This window comes from Rhizobium sp. O111, from assembly GCF_055616315.1.
Map to the genome: position 1 here is coordinate 174,826 of NZ_JBSHXL010000005.1, position 19,293 is coordinate 194,118.

General features: G+C 56.4%; 12 protein-coding genes and 2 pseudogenes. 4 read left to right on the top strand and 10 right to left on the bottom strand.

The genetic code is table 11. The features are described from left to right. Positions 1-20: 20 nt before the first annotated feature. Positions 21-434 carry a hypothetical protein gene (locus ACVTFQ_RS33740; protein WP_161596397.1) on the bottom strand — a complete coding sequence of 138 codons (414 nt, stop codon included), beginning with the start codon at positions 432-434 and terminating at the stop codon, positions 21-23. A gap of 310 nt (positions 435-744) precedes the next feature. Between ACVTFQ_RS33740 and ACVTFQ_RS33745 the strand changes: the two are divergent. Then, positions 745-885, top strand: a pseudogene (locus ACVTFQ_RS33745) (IS30 family transposase); the annotation flags it as partial. 293 nt (positions 886-1,178) lie between these two features. On the opposite strand, the gene ACVTFQ_RS33750 reads toward ACVTFQ_RS33745, so the two are convergent. The 9 genes and pseudogenes from ACVTFQ_RS33750 to ACVTFQ_RS33790 form a co-directional block, all read right to left on the bottom strand. Continuing rightward, positions 1,179-1,799, bottom strand: coding sequence for a TetR/AcrR family transcriptional regulator (locus tag ACVTFQ_RS33750; RefSeq protein WP_077768155.1), 621 nt, complete (start codon positions 1,797-1,799; stop codon positions 1,179-1,181). Positions 1,800-2,055: 256 nt separating this feature from the next. Then, positions 2,056-2,601: an LOG family protein gene (locus ACVTFQ_RS33755; protein ID WP_077768185.1), complete on the bottom strand. Its 546-nt coding sequence runs from the start codon at positions 2,599-2,601 to the stop codon at positions 2,056-2,058. Between the two features lie 94 nt (positions 2,602-2,695). Then, positions 2,696-3,286 (bottom strand): isopentenyl-diphosphate Delta-isomerase, encoded by a 591-nt coding sequence (gene idi / locus ACVTFQ_RS33760; protein WP_309546945.1) that lies wholly within the window; start codon positions 3,284-3,286, stop codon positions 2,696-2,698. A 76-nt stretch (positions 3,287-3,362) separates the two neighbouring features. Beyond that, the gene (locus ACVTFQ_RS33765) at positions 3,363-4,091 is read right to left on the bottom strand and encodes an isopentenyl transferase family protein (protein ID WP_077768184.1); all 729 of its coding nucleotides are present in this window, start codon (positions 4,089-4,091) and stop codon (positions 3,363-3,365) included. Between the two features lie 1,112 nt (positions 4,092-5,203). After that, on the bottom strand, positions 5,204-10,513 hold the full coding sequence (locus tag ACVTFQ_RS33770; protein WP_116979322.1) for an ATP-dependent DNA helicase: 5,310 nt from the start codon (positions 10,511-10,513) through the stop codon (positions 5,204-5,206). A 422-nt stretch (positions 10,514-10,935) separates the two neighbouring features. Beyond that, positions 10,936-11,064 (bottom strand): annotated as a pseudogene (locus tag ACVTFQ_RS33775) (IS110 family transposase); the annotation flags it as partial. Positions 11,065-11,682: 618 nt separating this feature from the next. Continuing rightward, positions 11,683-12,429, bottom strand: a complete 747-nt coding sequence (eutC, locus tag ACVTFQ_RS33780; protein WP_012475942.1) for an ethanolamine ammonia-lyase subunit EutC — start codon at positions 12,427-12,429, stop codon at positions 11,683-11,685. Further along, positions 12,426-13,850, bottom strand: coding sequence for an ethanolamine ammonia-lyase subunit EutB (locus ACVTFQ_RS33785; RefSeq protein WP_077768183.1), 1,425 nt, complete (start codon positions 13,848-13,850; stop codon positions 12,426-12,428). The genes eutC and ACVTFQ_RS33785 overlap by 4 nt, the downstream gene beginning before the upstream one ends. 241 nt (positions 13,851-14,091) lie before the next feature. After that, entirely contained in the window at positions 14,092-14,880 is a 789-nt protein-coding gene (locus ACVTFQ_RS33790; protein ID WP_012475944.1) for an N-formylglutamate amidohydrolase, read from the bottom strand. 361 nt (positions 14,881-15,241) lie between these two features. Between ACVTFQ_RS33790 and ACVTFQ_RS33795 the strand changes: the two genes are divergently transcribed. The 3 genes from ACVTFQ_RS33795 to ACVTFQ_RS33805 all read left to right on the top strand — a co-directional run bounded on the left by ACVTFQ_RS33795 (position 15,242) and on the right by ACVTFQ_RS33805 (position 19,292). Next, on the top strand, positions 15,242-16,711 hold the full coding sequence (locus ACVTFQ_RS33795; RefSeq protein ID WP_202048391.1) for an amidase: 1,470 nt from the start codon (positions 15,242-15,244) through the stop codon (positions 16,709-16,711). Next, positions 16,684-18,249 (top strand): ABC transporter substrate-binding protein, encoded by a 1,566-nt coding sequence (locus tag ACVTFQ_RS33800; RefSeq protein WP_012475946.1) that lies wholly within the window; start codon positions 16,684-16,686, stop codon positions 18,247-18,249. The genes ACVTFQ_RS33795 and ACVTFQ_RS33800 overlap by 28 nt, the downstream gene beginning before the upstream one ends. Positions 18,250-18,311: 62 nt before the next feature. After that, the gene (locus ACVTFQ_RS33805) at positions 18,312-19,292 is read left to right on the top strand and encodes an ABC transporter permease (protein ID WP_077768150.1); all 981 of its coding nucleotides are present in this window, start codon (positions 18,312-18,314) and stop codon (positions 19,290-19,292) included. Position 19,293 lies beyond the last annotated feature (1 nt).

Here is a 19,293-nt window from a genome sequence, read left to right on the forward strand (position 1 = left end):
TGTTGCCCGGTCCATTAGAACTAGCATGCCTTCGGTGGCTGTCTCGCGGCAAAACGCTCGCCGAAATCGCTCTGCTTCAAGGCAAAACCGTCTCTGAAATTGCGCATCATGTCGAACGCGCGCTTGCCGCGCTTAACGCAAAATCGGCACAGGAAGCACTCGCAAAAGCTCACCTTTCGAACGGCAACTGATCTGAAACAGAGGCTCGTTCGGTTGGCCTGCATCAGGAGTGTTTTCCCCTCGTAGGGCGAAACTACATGTCGACGGATTTCAATGCTGAGCTCCATGCCCGGCCGTCTATCTACTTCACCGGTCCGGCCTTCGTTGAGCATGTTGCGGTCATGCGCTCCGGTCCGATTACGCAGGATGGTGCGCGCGGCATATCCACCGACCCGTGTCACAGTGAGAATTTGCGCACGCAGGTGGAACATCATACGGAATTCGTCACCGTACGCGCGTGTCGAAAATCAGCGAGGAGGCGGCGTCCTGGCCCACTTCCAGTCTCAGCCTTTCCGAAATCGCGGCTTTAGTGGACATAAGCTCGCCGCAGCTTATCTGTCGGATCGGCATCCTGATACTGGGTACTGCCCCAAAGGAACTCGGGCCTGTGCTGTCGAGTCTCGGGTTTCGCGATACCGCAGCGTCGTCGATCGGCGGCGGTGCGGCGCAGGTGTGTTCGGATTTCCGCGTTCAGCCGGACCAAACGAGCCGCGTCCTTCTCTTCAACAAGGACCTGAACGCCTACAGAAAGGTGCGGTGGAAAATGCCAACAAGCGCATTCGCCGCTTCATGCCAGGTGATACCGATCTTGCAGCCGTCTCTCAGCGCGACCTGACCCACCTTGCCCGCCATCTCAAGGATCAACCGCGAAAATGCCTCGGATAAAAAACCCCAGCAGAAGTGTTCATGGCACATTTGCAGGAAGAGGGGTGATCCCCTACCCTAGACGCCGGCATGATGCACTTGGGTTAGCTTTTCCAAAACAATCCGTGATTTTGCATCTGGTTAAACTGGTCCAGGATGTTTAGTGACACCTGGCCCGGCCGTATACGAGCCTTCATCCGTGAGACATATCAACCACGACGTCCAAAGCTGGAAATATTAAAGGTCACCGGTGCTGAACCGCGGTATCGGAAAACGCTTGGGCGATGAGGAAAAGCGAGCGAACTCCGATTGTTTTATCCAGTGACCAAATCGGCGCGCTGGTACGAGGAAAGCATCGTTTGAACGATACGCATGCCATCGGACTTCAGGTCAAACCTCGAATCATCCTCCAGCCAGGTCTGAAACGTTCCTCGCATTGCAAACCAAAAGGTATATGCCGCAGTGTCGGAGGTCCAAGGAGCTAGTAATTCCTTTCTCGTCTCTGCGGATCCGAAAACGCTCCCTAACGTAGCCCGCACTTCCTGCTGAAACTTGCGGTCTTCATTATGGAAGGCCACTGTATCGGAGACTTTCTTATCATAGATCTGGAAAATCCGCCTGCAGTTTTCATTGTCAGCAAAGTGGTTAATGGCTGATGTGGCAAACTCGGCGACTGCCTTTAATGGCTCCTCAACCATCCCTGCGTCGTGAAGGCTGCCGAGCTTTCTTGCCTGCCAGCATAACTCATCGCGCAAGGCCAGTAGAATGTGCATTTTTTGTCCGAAATGCCACTGGATGGCGCCGGTTGTTACGGCCGCTTCGGCGGCAATTTCCTGCAAGGAGGCTTCATCGTATCCTTTTTCGATAAACACAGCCTCGGCAGAGCGTAAAATCCGCCTCCGGGTAGCTGCAGCCTCATCCGACGTCCTTCTCATGCATCGCCCCCCTGTGGCCTATCGCATCAGTCCTCTTGATGAACGTTTTTCAGCCCGACATTCCGCGAGAAACAAGAAATATGAAATCGGCTACGGTTTGCCACAGCAATTTCGTTACAAAATAAACAGAGCCAACACAGGGGGGACCAGCGCTCGTAGTGCCATCTCGCTTTTTGGACAACACGTTTCAGGTAACCTGCAAAGCGCGCAGTTAGCGTCGGAGTAGCCTAAAATCGCTCTCTTCTGAACGTAACTTTCAAGTGGCACTATCTTTTGCCATGGCAGAAATGAGCACCTCGGCGTCCTCTTCGACGAGGAGGATGTTGCGATGACTTGCTGTCAAGAATGCTTCGCCAACAATATGATCAAGAAAGGAATCTAGCCTTTTGTAAAAGCCCGCTACGTCCAGCAGTGCACAGGGCTTATTGTGGTAACCCAACTGAGCCCATGTCCATACTTCGAACAGCTCTTCGAGGGTTCCCAATCCTCCTGGTAAAGCGATAAAACCATCCGGCAGCGTCGTCATCAGCGCTTTGCGCTCGTGCATGGTCTCGACAACGCGTAGATCAGCAAGATCGGTGTGTGCGATCTCCTTCTCGGCCAGCGCGCGGGGAATGACGCCGATAACCTCTCCGCCATCGCTTCGGGCCGCGTCCGCAATAGCACCCATTAAACCAATCGAAGCGCCGCCGTACACCAATCCGATGCCCGATCTCGCCAGAGCTTTGCCAAGTTGGTTTGCTGCGCTCACATAGGCCGGATTTTGGCCGTTGCTTGAACCCGCAAAGACGCAATATCTCAAACGCTCCTCCAATTGAGAAAACGAACTTCTTGAAGGCCAGCTATTTCCCGAATTGAGAAACTCCCTACGAGCTCCACGCCCGGGAGCGGCTTAGCTAAGAAACCTTAAGTTGAACGTCAATCTTCGTTCTGGCAGCTTTTGGTAGCCGCCGCTCCTCCGCTACGGGCCATTGCGATGGGTTCGCACCAAGTGGTGCGAGCAGGTCGACTTGTGCACGACACCATGGTGACACCAACAAGCGCTCAGCCTGTACGCTTTCGAAAAACCATTGCCAATGCACCCATTCCCACGCTGACACCTCATTCAAATCGGGGTTGACGCCGGAGGTTTTGCAATGTGCAGCGAATACGGGGCACAACTCGTTTTCGGTGATCCCATTCGTCATTGAAGCGCGATAGGAAAATTCCGGCAGCACAAGACGAATGTCGTCTGCACGTATCCGCAATTCCTCGTGACCCCGGCGCTCGATAGCCTCGGTCAACGGTTCGCCAGGTTGCGGGTGTCCACAGCAACTGTTGGAAAGAACACCGGGCCAGGTGATCTTATCAGATGCCCGGCGCGTCACTAGCAGCTTGTTGTCACCGTTGAAAATGTAGACCGAAAAGGCCAAATGCAGTGGGGTATCGGAATGATGAATCTCGGATTTTGGAGCAGTGCCGGTGGCCTCCCCGAGTTCGTTGCACAATATGACCATTCAGGCGATTGATTGGCCGGTAGGGTCATCACAAATCTCTTCGTTTCGCGACGTTAACTTCCGACACTCAGTTAGCGTTTGATGCCACCCGAGGAGTGAGGCGAACGTTTCCGCCCTCCTGCCAATCAGGGAAGTCGCGCTCCTGCCACTGCGCATGATCAAAATATTCGTCGGCGATGGCCGAGATCAGCGCCTGCTGTCGCGTCAAATCGAGACGCAACAAATCGCGAATCCCGATATCATGTTCCTTGGCGAACCGGATTGCGCAGCGATACCCGTCGATGTCCTCCAGTATCGGCCGGAGCGCCTCCTGCTTCCAGAGATCCGTCAGTTCCTGCAGCAGAGATCGGCGCTCGTCCTTGACAGCAAACATTTCCGTCACCCGGCGTCTTGCTCGCGGCAGGAAAACATCTGGAGCCGCAAGACGAAGTCGCCTTACATGCCATCTAAAATCGGCTTCCCAATAAGTGTCCGTGGCCATACAGTTCAGAAGGGAAATCGAACCGCCTTCGAGGATGAGACCAGGAGAGGTCCGGCGATTCTCTACTTCTGAGATGAGCTGACGATGAGCCGCCTCTGCATCGATCACACCCTCAGCGAGTGGGCGCGAATCCAGGTAGATTCGCTCGGTGGATTGCAGTTCCGATTCCAAAGGACGTCCACTGCCGGTAGCGATTTGGGGGCAGCATTGTACCCGATCGAGCGCTATTACCGGCCAACCCGTTTCTCGGGCCACTTGTACTGCCAAGTCGGTTTTTCCGCTACAGGTGGGTCCATAGATAAGATAGATAAGCATGTGCATCTCGCTTCTTTCAAAACCAGCGGGGGTGACGCGACACGGTCTCATGATCAAGACGCTTCATTCGGCATTGGCTGCGCCGCGCGCATTGCAAAAAGAACAAACGTCGAAGTAAAAGTGCTAACGCTTTCGACGTATGATAGTATTGGTTCGTAGAATAACTTTATCAAACCGCATTCAGAATTTGCAATATGAGGGAAAACATTAAATTTGTGCTTTAATAATTTATGAGTACTGATATTTATGTCGAAATTCAAATTCCCGCCTTTGACAGTTTGGTTTCATTTGACATCAATTCGCGTGCTACGGCTCCTGGCGGCAGAGCCGCGCTTGATGAATAGGTACACGTGTGCTTTTTCCGGAATGACGGCAGCGCGGTTGTGATTGGCCAGGAGCTGGCGAATGAGCATGGAACCAGCACCGGCCTGAGTTCAGTTTAGCGTCAAGTTCAGGATTGACGGGGAGAGCTAAAAGCACATTGGCGGGCGATAGTCCGCTTTGAGGCGGCGCCAGGCAAACAGATGCAAATCGGCCGTCTGCGCGACGAACGGCCTACTGCTTTCGATGTTGACGGGATCGTTATAGCACTTTCTTTTAGAACTCCTGCTTTGCCGCCTTCGGCATAAGGGAGTTCGGATATTGACGAGTGCTTCGGCGACGACAGCAGCATCCCTGCCTGGTCGCTTTCCGTTTCGTGTCGCCGAGCGTGCGGATCGCGCGATGACATCGCCAGTGACGGCATGACCTCAAAGAACAGGCTGCCAAAGCCTAGTTTAGCCGGGCAACTCAGCAAAATACCGCCATGGTCGAGGAAAACAATGCCCCGAACCCGACGCTTGCCGGGGAAGTAGCTCGGCCTCGCAAGCTGATCAGCCGTTTCCACTTCGGCAGGCCATACGTCGGCCGGTCTCTGATGGAATTGGTCACCGAACCGGCACATCGCATCGCCGTCCGCCGGATCCCAGCAATCCTCGCCAATGCTTTCTCCGGCAACGGAACCTCAAGCAGATCTGGAAAGAGTTCCGAAAAGGTGATCGACGTTCTCGCGACAGAGAACGGATACAGGGACAGCGAGTGGAAGAGGGTGCGCGTTACGCACCCTCTTTTACTTAGAGTCCACGTCCATCCCCGCGGACGCGGATGCGCTCGTCAAAATCCCGTGTCAGCCGATCCACGTCATTTGCCGCCTTCGGCGAAGTCTGTTTTGGTGCTGCATTACTCTCTTGGACACTCTGCCTCAGACTACCTGTAGTTTCGTGCCCTTCTTTCGAGACTACATCAAGTTCTTGGGGCTTCTCGCGATTGGTTTTTATCCGATCGGGCAACCGAATGATCGAGGTCTCGCCAACGATAGTAGCTTGAACCTGGGGTATTTCGGGCGCTTCGGTGCGCTCAATCGGCTTGACCTCGCCACGTGCCGCGACAACTTCCTGGCGTTTTGCAATCCGATCGATGGCGGCTGTGTAGTCCGGCAAGGCTGGGAATTTGTCCTGGTAGAGCTCGCTGCCCGGCTTTCCCAGTTGCCTGGCCAAGATGTCCCTGTCGGCGGTGTCCTTGAGCGAAGTGAAAAGCTGCGTCCGCTCGTCGGCCTTGCTCAGCAAAGCGCTATTGGCGTTGATGCCATGGGCAGCGTCGTTCAAGAGATAGATTTGGTCAACACGTTTGCCGTCATCATGTCGCGTAAGTTCATAGGCGGAGCCGATGACCGTCATCGGGCCTTCGATTTTGTAGCCCTTGACGCCCCTGTCACCCGGCTCGCCGGTGCTGGCCTCGAAGGTCTTGCTCTGACTGCTGCCATCGGGTTTGAAGGTAACGGATTTGCCTTCGATCTTTTCGATCCGGCCGGCTTCACCGGCAATGAGATTCCTGTAGCTGCTGGTGACGCTGAGCCTGTCGCCGACCCTGAAACGGATATCCTTGTTGTTGAACGCCTTGAAGCTGACAGGGTCGCCACTCAGGCGACCGGATGCAAGGCCCTGTTTTTCGATCTCCTTGGCCAGCGCATCTACATCAACGCGCCGATTGGCATAGAGCATGCGGACCTTTTCGGGATCTGCCTTGATATCCCTTTCGTAAGCATCCGCCATTGCTTTCAGCGCCGACCCGGCGTCCGCTTTCTCGACAAGGGAGCCGGTTGCGGCGAGCGTTTCCACGAGCTTCTTGTGATCGCCAGCCTGCAGGGCTTCCACCACAGATTTTTGACTGTCAGGCGTCCAATGTCCCGCCTCGTAGGGCGTTTGGTTCACCGGCTCCATTTGAACAGTAGGACTTTCCTCGCCACGTCCGGCCCTAAGTTCCTCGCGTTTCGCGATCCGGTCGATCGCGGCTGCGTAGTCCGGCGAGACTGGGAATTTGTCCTGATAGAGCTCGCTGCCAGGCTTGCTGAGTTGGCTGGCCAAGATGTGTCTGTCAGCCGTGTCGCTTTGCACGGTGAAAACCTGGGTTCGTTCGTCGGCCTTGCTCAACAGGGCGCTCGCGGCATTTGAGCCGAAAATGGCACTGTGCAAGACATAAACCTGATCGACGCGCCTGCCATCGTCGTGATTTCTGATTTCGTAGGCGGAGCCGATGATTGTCGTGGGCCCCTCAATCTTATAGCCCTTGACACCCCTGTCACCCGGCTCGCCGGTGCTGGCCTCGAAGGTCTTGCTCTGACTGCTGCCATCGGGTTTGAAGGTAACGGATTTGCCTTCGATCTTTTCGATCCGGCCGGCTTCACCGGCAATGAGATTCCTATAGCTGCTAGTGACGCTGAGCCTGTCACCGACCCTGAAACGGATATCCTTGTTGTTAAACGCCTTGAAGCTGACAGGGTCGCCACTCAGGCGACCGGATGCAAGGCCCTGCTTTTCGATCTCTTCGGCAAGCAAATCTACATGATCACGTTTGTTGGCGTAGAGAGCGCGGACTTTCTCGGGGTCCGCACTAATGTCTCTTTCATAAGTCTGCGCTATCGCTTTCAACGTTGATACGAGATTTGTGTTCTCAACAAGGGAGCCGGTTGCGGCTAGCGTTTCCACAAGCTTCTTGTGGTCGCCTGCCTGCAAGGCCTCGACGATTCTTTTCTGGTTATTGACTGCCGCATCGGCAGCGTCGGGCGGCGTTTGGGGCGCCAGGTCTATCGGGGCGGAAGTTTTCTCCTCGCCACGTGCCGCGACAACTTCCTGGCGTTTTGCAATCCGATCGATGGCGGCTGTGTAGTCCGGCAAGGCTGGGAATTTGTCCTGGTAGAGCTCGCTGCCCGGCTTTCCCAGTTGCCTGGCCAAGATGTCCCTGTCGGCGGTGTCCTTGAGCGAAGTGAAAAGCTGCGTCCGCTCGTCGGCCTTGCTCAGCAAAGCGCTATTGGCGTTGATGCCATGGGCAGCGTCGTTCAAGAGATAGATTTGGTCAACACGTTTGCCGTCATCATGTCGCGTAAGTTCATAGGCGGAGCCGATGACCGTCATCGGGCCTTCGATTTTGTAGCCCTTGACGCCCCTGTCACCCGGCTCGCCGGTGCTGGCCTCGAAGGTCTTGCTCTGACTGCTGCCATCGGGTTTGAAGGTAACGGATTTGCCTTCGATCTTTTCGATCCGGCCGGCTTCACCGGCAATGAGATTCCTGTAGCTGCTGGTGACGCTGAGCCTGTCGCCGACCCTGAAACGGATATCCTTGTTGTTGAACGCCTTGAAGCTGACAGGGTCGCCACTCAGGCGACCGGATGCAAGGCCCTGTTTTTCGATCTCCTTGGCCAGCGCATCTACATCAACGCGCCGATTGGCATAGAGCATGCGGACCTTTTCGGGATCTGCCTTGATATCCCTTTCGTAAGCATCCGCCATTGCTTTCAGCGCCGACCCGGCGTCCGCCTTCTCGACAAGGGAGCCGGTTGCGGCGAGCGTTTCCACGAGCTTCTTGTGATCGCCAGCCTGCAGGGCTTCCACAATGGAAGTCTGCGAAAAATGACGCTCGCTGCCTGCAGAGTCAGCGCCTTGCATTTTCTGGTCATTCGAAGCCATATTTTTTTCTCCTGAGTCTTTGGTCGATCGTTTCTCTGAGACGTTTGAGGGGGCGTTCGTTGACGACAATTCCCAATTTGATCCCGGATCATCTTCCCGGTGCGGTATTGGACCCACTCGGCCATCAGTACCGATGATATGATCGACGTCCGCATACGTCGGTTGAACTGTGTTGGTGACCGAGGTTGCCAGTTTCAATCGTTCGAACAGGGAAGTGATATCTTCAACTTCCTCGGCAGAACTAACTGAGTGACGGGCCATTTTTTTGCGAGAATCGATTTCTTCCTTTGCCGCCGCTCGTTTCCGTTTCTCGATCGCTATCCCCAGGTTTGTTACCGTTGCGATCGTGACTTGGTGGCTTTCGTGGGCTGAGGTGTTAGCCGTCGATTCCGACCCGCAGAATTCCGGTTGCATTTGCTCTTCAGTCGTGATGACAGAAGACTGGAAAACTTCGAAGTCAATGGCGCTCGGGTAAAGGTCCGCGCTTTCCGGCATTTCCACATCCGATGTGGATGGTTCGTGCAGCTGGTTCTCCCCGAAGGAGCTTTCTTGTCTGCCTTGGAAGGAAAGCGGCGTCGTTGGAGAGATTTCCATCTGGTCGAGCGGCCTTAGCAAGTGCGCGTTCGAAACCGACGAGCGCTCTTGGAAGGCAGCAGGTTCGAGCGCTGGGAATTGAATGGAATTATTTGGCGCGCTTTGCTGAGTGAGCTTTGCACTGAGAGCCTCAACATTGTTTGCCACGAGGGGAGAAGCAATGACGTCGAGACGACTGCGATGCCTCGTCAGGCCGACATAGGTCAGCTTATCTGAAAGAGCACCATCACAGAGGAGAATGGCGTGATCAACTGTGGCCCCCTGACTCTTATAAATTGTAGCAGCATAGCCGTAGGTAAAACCCTTAAACTCGCTATCGGTCCAAGTGACGGTTCGTCCAGATCCGTCTAACCTTGCAGTAATGCGAACCCCAGCAGATGTGCCATTCTCAGCTCGGGAAGCTTCTGTGCTATTAAGTCCGACTACAGTTGCAAAAGTACCATTGCGGATGTCCGCTTGCAGACGGTTTTCGCTGAATATAATCCTGTCTCCCAAGACGAGATTAATCCTTTGCTGAACGCGTCTCGACGAACCCTCATCTATTCCAGATTCCGAACTTCCACTATCTATTACGCTTGACCACACACTCATTTGCTGGTCTTGCAATCCGGATTTGTCAACAAACCTCTGATGAAGAGCGATATTGGCGCGATTAACGCTCCTGTTGGAGTGTGCCATCACAAGACGATCATACACCGGATATCGGTCGCAAACTCTATTCATCTCCTCCAGCATGCGGTCAGTGATCTGGTCTGACGCCCTGACGTTTGAGCCGCTAGGAGGAGCATATACGAAATGGACGAGGCCCATTTGTTCGAGCGCTGTGAGATAGTGCCCGACGGCGCTCTTGGCATCGCGTCGTATGTCACGTCCGAGCTTTTCTGTTTCTATTCGCGACCGCGCGTCGAGCTGTCGAAGCGGCTGGACGAGTTCATAGCAGCCGGCTTGCTCCATAATAATCGGAAGCAGATCACCAGGTCCAACAGGGGGCAGTTGCCGATCGTCTCCCACACATATCAGTTTCGGCCTTTCGGTTGGGTGATAGGAAGTGGCATTTGCAACTGTCTCGATTAGTTGCGCGATCTCCTGCGTCTTGGCCATCGACATTTCGTCGATCACGACGATGGTATTTTTTCCGATGGTGCGGTCTTTCGCCTTGAAAGTCGTCGCGACGTCGCGAAGACCTTTCTCACGAAGCTCCTGGGCCGCCCGGTTGGTGGGTACGAAGGCAATCAACTTTATTTTCTCGGTCGGGAGCGCTTCCTCGTTGAACCTGTCCACCGCTTCGTTCAGGGCTCCAAGTACACTTGTTTTTGCGGAACCCGCTACGCCCACCATAGTGGAAGCTCGATTTCGCCTAGACAGATAATGTAATGCTCCTCTGAGCTCCGGTGTGAAAATGCCTCTATCGGCGACCATATCAACAATGGTTCCCGGAACGCCGAAGCTTTCTTCTGCGGAAAGATTGGTGACATGACGTACAGTATTCTGTTCCGCAGCTCTCAGCTCTGTAGAGGTGTAGAGAGGTTGGCCATCTGGAGAATCAAGCCGGGTCAGTTTGTCGCTTGCGACGACCTGTTGGAATAGCAGGTCGATTTCTTGTACCGGCCGTTTGTAGTGCGTGAGTGCCCGAGCCGCCGAAATCTTAAGTTGGTCTTGTCCGAAGCACGCATTGCGATTTGCGGCGTGGTTTACGACCCATTCCACAATATTGCTCTCGTCCAGCAGGTTACTGAACTGGCGAAGATCTGTCTGGAAGCGCGTAGGGACAGACGTGTCAACAGCAGCCATTCCGGGATCGGACATTACAATGTCGTCGGTTGGCATGCTTGCCACTCCTATTCCCCTCGCTTTCCAATCGTGTGTGATCAGCCAGCCAGGATGGAAAGTTCGGTAACGGTGCTGATTTCAAAACTCAATGAGCATCCGGTGCGGTCTCAAAGCCATTGAGGGGACATGGTGTTCATCAAAACCTAGAAGTCAGTTAGATGGCCCGCGTGGCTCCAAGTATATCTGAGGAAGAATTGAATTCCTTAAGCTCAGATGAGCAATCTTTCTATGGTGGATCGATTGCGAGGACTATAACTTGATATCAGGAACGCTTCTACACATGAAAAATTCAAAATCGCTACAAATGAAACTTTGGAAATGTTTACCTTTAAGGGTTACGGTTTGCAGTTTGTAATCATTAACGTTGGGTCGCTGGTTCGATCGAGCCTGTTCGTTGAAACGCGACTTTCATGCCTTTAGGCGAAGCGCGACAACAGTCCGCCGACGTCTGCGTGCTGAACCGTATGCTTCGAGATCTTCTCACCGCCACCTACCGACAATGATGTGACCAACCATGTCGCTCGGCTTAACTCAAGGAACACGAATATTGCACCTCTGTGCGGATTTCGGTCTTATTGTCGTAATGACTCTGGGAAGCTTCATGATCGTCTCCTGGAGCTTGATTGCACCCCGTGCGACCACACTCTCGCAGAGCGCTGGGCGCAGTTCACGCCTGCGGAAGTCCAGAGTGGCGTCAAGCTGGCGAGCGAAACCGGTCAGGTGCTGAAGACCATCGAAGGCTATATCGTCACGGTAAATCATGACGCGGACTCGAGCGCGACGTCGGCACGCGAACAGTCGGTCCGCCTTGCCGAGGTCAATACGGCAGTCAACCTGATAGACCAAATCATCAGCAGAATGCAGCGATGGCAAAGCGAGCAACGCGGCGAGCGCCTCGCGCGCGGGGTGAGGCCGCACGGCTTTGCGATCTCGTCGGCCGGTCGGACCTCTCGCCCGGTTTGCCTCCCCAGCACCGCGGATGGCGTCGGGTGTGACCAAGGCCATTGCCGACAAAGCTGCCGTCAAGCAGGTGGCTAGGCAAGAGTTCCGAGTTGCCCTCCCCGATCCGAACGGTGAACCTTTCGCACTCGGGGTGATTCCAAGAGGCTCGCCCACCGAACGAGAGGGGAGCGTCAGGACAGCCCTCGGTGATCGCGCCTCAGGCTTCATTCTTGCCCAGGGTTCGAAGAGATTTTTGCCGAACTCTCGGCACCCTCCTTAAGCGCCACACCGCTCAACTGCAAGCGCAGCGCCTCCCGGACGATCCAGGCGATCTTATCCGCGGCAATCTCGTAGCCGAGCCCGTCGGCGTGAATATTCGAAATGCAGTTACGCTCGCTGTCGCGCCGTCCTGCCTGGGGGCGGAAGGTGATGTAGGCACCCAGACTGTCAGGCACGCTTAACCCCGGTCTCTCGCCGATCAGGACGATTGCAACCTCCGCACCGAACGCCGCCGCCGCCTCGTCGCCGAATGCTACCCGCGCCTGTTCGCCCAAAATCACCGGGGCGACACTGAAGCCGCCAAGACGCTTCATGCATGCCTTGAAAAGCGGAACGGCATGACGCTCGACCGCCGAGGCGGAAAGCCCGTCCGCGATGACGAACGCGATGTCATGGCTATCCCCTGGCATTGGAAGATCGGCTGCAAGCGGCTGGCGACCCAGATCCGGGCGCGACAAGTAGATGGTACGATCCGTGGCGCAGGACCTGATCCGGATCGTTGATACCGGTGCAAGCTGCTTGGCGAGGGCGACAAAATCCACTTGACCGTGCACGGCGTCCCTGGCCTTCGCATGGGCCAGCTGGAAATCCAGAATTGCCGAGGTCGGCAACGCGTCGCCCGCTCTACCGAGTCCAATCCGGGCGCGTGTCGAATGGCGGAAGCGCTCAAACGGGTCTCGACCCCAACTCATGCGGACACCCCGTAGCTCAAGAGATTGCGAGAGAATTGGCCCGAGGCGCTGGCGGGCGCCAGCCGGCCCGAGTGATCAAGCATGCCCATGCGATTGAGCCAAGCCTCAAATTCGGGCGCCGGCGGACGATTGAACTGATGCCTGAGGCCGACAATATCGTGATAAGACAGGCTCTGGTAGTTAAGCATGACGTCATCAGCGCCGGGCACGGCAATCATGAAACTGACGCCCGCGACAGTCAATAGCACCATCAGATTGTCCATGTCGTCCTGGTCTGCCTCGGCATGGTTGGTATAGCAGACATCGACCCCCATCGGCACACCGAGCAGTTTTCCGCAGAAATGATCCTCTAGCCCGGCGCGAATGATCTGTTTGGCGTCGAACAGATATTCCGGTCCGATGAAACCGACCACGGTGTTGACGAGCAGCGGGCGGAGTTCACGTGCGACTGCGTAAGCCCGCACCTCGACCGTCTGTTCATCCACGCCGTGATGTGCATCTGCCGAAAGAGCGCTGCCCTGACCGGTCTCCAGATACATCACGTTGTTTCCGACGCTGCCGCGCTTCATCGACAGCGCGGCGTCATTGCCTTCCCTGAGAACGGCGAGATCGACGCCGAAACCATTGTTGGCAGCCTCAGTGCCGGCAATCGACTGGAACACAAGATCGAGCGGCGCCCCGGCCTCGATCGCCTTGATGGAAGTGGTGACATGAGTCAGCACGCAGGATTGGGTGGGAATCTCGAACCGCTCGCGCAGCCGGTCGAAAAGGACCATCAACCTGGTGCAGGCATCGAGGTTGTCGGTGGCGGGATTTATGCCGATCACCGCATCGCCGATTCCGTAGAGAAGGCCGTCGAGTGTCGAACCGGCGACGCCTTCTGGATCGTCGGTCGGGTGGTTGGGCTGGAGCCGGCTCGACAGCCTGCCCGGCAGGCCGATGGTGGAGCGGAAGGCAGTGACCACGTTACATTTACCGGCAACGGTGATCAGATCGTGATTGCGCATGATCTTGGAGACCGCCGCGACCATTTCCGGCGTGAGGCCCGTCGCAAGTGCTGCCAGCCTTTCGGTTGTCGCGTCGTAGGAGAGAAGCCAATTGCGAAACTCGCCGACCGTCATATGTGAAACTGGCGCGAAGGCAATTGGGTCGTGGCGATCGATGATCAACCGGCTGACCTCGTCGACTTCGTAGGGGATCAACAGATCCTCCAGGAATGTCTTGAGCGGCATGTCGGCAAGCAGGCAGCGGGCAGCGACCCGCCGCTCGTTGCTTGACGCTGCAACCCCCGCAAGCACATCGCCTGACTTGAGTGGCGAGGCACAGGCCATGACCGATTTCAGGTCGGCGAAGACATGGCGCTCGCGTCCAAGTATGATCGAATACATTTTATCTCCGCTCGTGGGTATCAGGCAGCCCATTTCTTGCGCAAGGGCGAAGCTACCTTCAAGATTGTAAGTCCAGCCCGAACTGGGCAGTGCGGGCGCCATGCCTCCTGAAAGCTATGCACGATCCATGCCACTCCTGGCTTGGGCGCGCGCGGTCCATTCATCGAAGGGCTTGTGCTCCTAAGGTGCCTCCGGACGATGCAAGCCGTGACCGAAGCATTTCGGATCCGCCATGGATCATGAGGCGTTCGGAACTCGATTGCCCGAGGCGGCTTCAACTGACCGTTTGCCCGGCCTTCACTGTCGAGGCTGCCTTTCCAATGAGCCTGGAGAGATAGCTGCCAACCGCAGCTTGGTCATCCGCGGCCACCAGGAGGTCATTTCTCACCTCTATCATGACATTTGGAATACCGTTCGCGATGCCGTGCTCGACGAGCGTGTGCGTGACCCCATCGGCTGGACCGTATGGCTGGTTGCGCATGACGACATACTTGCGATCGGCCCCTTCGAATTCCGCGAGAATTGCATCTGCGAGCGTCGTGTCGCTGTCGTGCAATATCCCGATCTCGACCTCGCGCTTCTTGCCGAAATAGACGGGGGTGAAACTATGGACTGTGACGAGCATCGTCCCGCGCCCCTGGGCCTTGCGAGAGGCGAGAATTTCGGACAGTCCATCACGAAAGGGTAGATAAATCTCGTTGATCCGCGTCAGGCGATCTGCTTCCGGCATGCTCTGATTTCCCGGAACGTCATAGATCTCGCTTTTGCCAACAATTGCAGACACTGCCTCCGGCGGGCGATTGCAGTCGTAAACGAGCCGCGAAAAGCGCTGGTAATAGAGGACCGCATCGAGAGATGACGAAAGATATCGTGCGAGTTCCAGGGCGCCCGGATCCCAGGCGATATGACTTGAACGCGCAGACGCATCAAGGCCGAGGTCGCCGAGTGAAGGCGGGATCAGGTGTGAAGCATGCTCGCATACGATTACAAACTTGCCGAGCGCGGCCTTGTTTTCGATCGCGATTGCAGACTCGCCAGGGGCGAGCAACGACAATTTACCCATAACAGTCTCCGTTGATATCCACACAATAACAACGAAAACAATAAAAGCAACATGATATCAACATTGCATAAAGTAGCCCTCTGTCGCGGTGGAGGTTTCGCCACGTCACGGCCCCTCGTTCGCTACGCCGATTTCTAACTGTTGCCGAAAACATGGGCAAAATGCCTGCAAAATATGCCTTTTTGTAAGGCAGATCCTCAGAGCATTTTATCCAATTCCCATCCTGTGTCGACGCTTGTGCTGTCAGCCGCGATCACTCTCATGGCGATTTTCTTAGCTACGGAAATTGAAAAACCCTCATCGGGTGTGTTGACAAACGCAAAATATCCACATAAATCCACATTCCAAGGAGATCGCAATCGTGGATTTTTCAGTTCTTTCGCTCAGCTCAGCAATTGTTTCCGGCAAGCTCACATCCGAAGCGCTCGTTCAGGAATGCCTGGCGCGCATTGCGCGGCTGAACCCCATCGTCAATGCCTTCAGCCAGGTGTTTGAAGAACAGGCCCTCAAAGAAGCGAGGGCCTGCGATCGCGAGGCAGCCGAAGGTCGGTTCCGTGGTCCTCTTCATGGTATCCCGATGGGCGTGAAGGACCTCTTCTTCGTGGAAGGGCAGCTATGCCAGCGCGGATCTCGTGCCTATAAGGATTTCGCTCCCAAGATGACGGCGCCGATCGTCCAGAGGATGATTGACGCCGGATCTATCATCATCGGCAAGACGACAACTACCGAAATGGGGTGGTCCGGTTCCGGCTTTTCCGAATTCTATGGCCCGACGCGCAATCCATGGGACCCCAAGCTCACAAGTGGTGGTTCGAGCTCGGGTTCGGGTGCTGCGCTCGCGGCCCGAATGGTTCCCTTCACATTGGGGTCCGATGGTGGCGGTTCCGTGCGCATCCCGGCAGCTTTCTGCGGTGTGTTTGCCATGAAGGGCTCGCTGGGGCGCGTTCCGGCTTGGCCCTGGAGCGCGACGGAGATGCTGTCCCACGCCGGTCCGATGAGCGTCACGGCAAAGGATAGCGCTTTCTTGTTCAATATTGCCAAGGGGCCCGATCCGCGAGACCATCAGGCGCTGCCGGACGACGGAGCAGATTACACTGAAACGCGATCGACAAAGTCCCTCCGGATTGGTTTTGCACCAAGCCTCTTCGGGTTCAAAGTCGCGCCGGAAATCGACCGGGTCGTGCGCGAAGCGGTCGATGCGCTCACCAAGGCGCTCACTATCGATGTTCGTTCGGTTTCCCCGGACTGGGAAGATCCGATCCGTATCTTCGAGACACTCTGGGTTGCCGGCCGGGGCGTCGCCTATGGGTCCCAGTCGGATCTTTCCGATTTTGGCAGCGGTTTCCGTGCGCTCGTCGAAGCGTCGGCACGCTACGATCTTAAGGATTATCTCTCGGCTGCGAAAGCGCGCGCGGAATTTGCTGGTCGCGTGCACGCACTCTTTGAGGACGTCGACCTGCTCCTCTTGCCAACCATCCCGGTCGAGCCGTTTGCGGCGGATCGGGAGGCGCCCGAAGGGTTCCAATCGCCCTCGGAAGTCCTCGCGTGGACGGGCTGGACGCCCTTTACATATCCCTTCAATCTTTCCGGCAACCCGGCAGCCTCGTTGCCTTGCGGCCTGACCGTCAACGGGTTGCCCGTTGGCCTGCAGGTCGTCGGCCGTCGCCACGCCGATGCGCTTGTCATGGCATTCTGCCAGCAGGCCGAGGACCATCTTTTCAAAAACAACAATCCTCCACTTGTCGTTGCTGGCGACAAGATGGGGTGGGGAACGCCCAGCAAATCAACTGTGGAGATGTCGTCATGGAGTTCAATAGAAGATCGCTCTTAAAGAGTTCGGCGCTTGCGGGCATCGCACTTGGCATGCCTATCCTCAATACTAAGTTCCTGGTCAACCCGGCCAATGCCGCGGAAAACAAGGTCCTTAAATTTCTCTCGGCCGAAACTCTGACCGGCAACTGGGATCCGTCTTCTCACACGACGCTGGCGCAGATCAACCTTGAGAGCTTTGTGTTCGGTTATCTAACCCGCGCACCGATGACGCCGGAAAAGCCTGACGAGCTCGTCATGGAACTGGCGACCGAGATGAAGCTGATCGACGAGCACACGCTCGAATTCAAGCTGCGCGAAGGCGTCACCTTCCACGACGGCAAGCCGTTCAGGGCCGAAGACGTCAAGGCGACATTCGAGTATGCAAGTCGCCCCGACCGACCGGCCGCCTGGTATCCCGGTCCCTGTGAAGTCGAAGTCGTCAGCGATTACGTCGCGCGCGTCAAGACCGACAAGGCCGGCTACCCCGCAAGCCTTTTCTGGTTCCTGTCCTCCTTCCTGCCGATCATGTCGGCAAAGGACGTCGCCGACCCGAAGACGCTCTCTGCCCGGCCGAACGGCACCGGTGGTTTCAAGTTCGTCAAGCAGGACGGCAACACGACCGTTCTCGAGGCCTTCGACAATTTCTACCTCGGCAAGCCGACGATTCCCGGACTGCATTTCAGCTTCGTCGGCGATGCGACGACCCGGACACTGGCGCTTCTGAATGGCGAGGCCGACCTTATCGAACGCCTTGAAGCCGAACAGGTCGAAACGATCGAAAAGACCGGCGGCTTCCAGCTTCACAAGGCGATCTCGGTCGAGAACAAGTATCTTTGGTTCCGTTGCTCGAAGCCGCCCTTCAACGACTGGAGACTGCGTCGCGCCGTGTGCCACGCGATCGACCGGTCGGTGATCGACGATATTCTCGGCGTTTCCGGTCACGCGTCGAACTGCTACGTGTCTCCGGTCAAGTTCGGCTATGTCGATATCCCGAACTATCCGAAGTTCGATCCGGACCAGTGCCAGAAGCTTTTGGCGGAAGCCGGCTTCCCGAAGGGCGAAGGTCTGCCCGAACTCGAATACATCACGTCGGTCGGCTTCTACCCGAAGACCAAGGAATATGCCGAGGCCATCACGGCGATGCTTCAGGAACAGGGCTTCCCCGTCAAGCTCAACGTCATGGAAGTCGCGGCCTGGGGTGACGCGCTCTACGATCGTCCCGGCGGCGGGCCCGGTCATATGATCGACTGCGGCTGGTCGACGGGTTCGCCGGAACCCGATCTGGTGCTGAGGACCCATTTCCACTCGACGACGCACCGCATCTGCGGCATCCAGGATCCGGAAATCGATGCTGCCCTCGACAAAGAGCGCAACGCCTCAAAGCCCGAGGAACGCAAGAAGGTCATTCAGACCGAGCTGATGCCGTTGCTGGCGGAGAAGACGCCATCATTTTCTCTCTTCACGTCCGTTTTCATCCACGGCATGCGTGATGGCCTGAGTGGTCTCTACATCTACCCGAATGGTATGATGGACGCCAACAAGGCGACATTGGCCTGATCCAGCGCTGCGGCCACTGCCTGGCAGTGGCCGCCTTGGCCCCGACAGACTAGGGTAAGTACATGTTCCTTCTATCATTCCTGATGAGACGGCTTCTGCAGGGGGGCCTGATCATCCTTCTCGTCATATTCATCATCTTCACGCTGTTGCGTGTGGTGCCGGGTGACCCCGCGCGCCTTATCGTCGGCGGCATGGCCCCTGATGCGGTCGTGGCGATGAAGGCAAAGGAACTTGGTCTCGATCGGGCCATCCCGCTGCAATTCGTCTCCTATCTTGGCCATTTGGCGACCGGCGATCTTGGCACGTCGTTCGTCAGGCCGAAGAGCGGGGCGAGCCTGGCCGGCTCGGCCTATAACGACCCGACACGCGAAGAGCGGGCGAAGGTCCTAGATCTCATTCTCGATACACTCCCGATGACCCTGCAGCTCGCAGCCGTCGCACTGGTCATCGCGTTGCTCGTTGCTGTTCCGCTCGGCCTTGCCGGCGGGCTCTATCAGGGTCGCTGGCCCGACAAACTCGCGCTCGCATTGGGGTCGATCTTCGTCTCGACCCCGAACTTCTGGCTGGGCATCGTGCTGACGCTCTTTCTGTCGGTGAAGCTCAGGCTTCTGCCCGCGATCGGCTACAACGGCTTCGAATACACCATTCTGCCCGCGATCGTGCTCGCGGTGGAGATTGCGCCGTTCATCCTGCGTACGTTGACCGTTTCTGTCGCTCAGGTGTTGCGCGAAGACTTCATTCAGCTTGCTGCTGTTAGAGGCCTGAGCCGCGGGCGCACGATCTTCTCGCATGTGCTGGGCAATTCCGCGGTCCCGTTGATCAACTTGCTGGGTGTGCAACTCGGCATGCTTCTGGGCGGCGTCCTCGTGGTCGAGTTCATCTTCGACTATCCGGGCCTTGGGCTCCTGACGATCAATGCCGTTCAACAGCGCGACTTTCCGCTCATCCAGGGCGTCGCGATCTTCATTTCCGTGATGTTCGTGGTGATCAACATCCTGGTCGATCTTATCGCGATGACCATCGATCCGAGACTGGAATACTGAG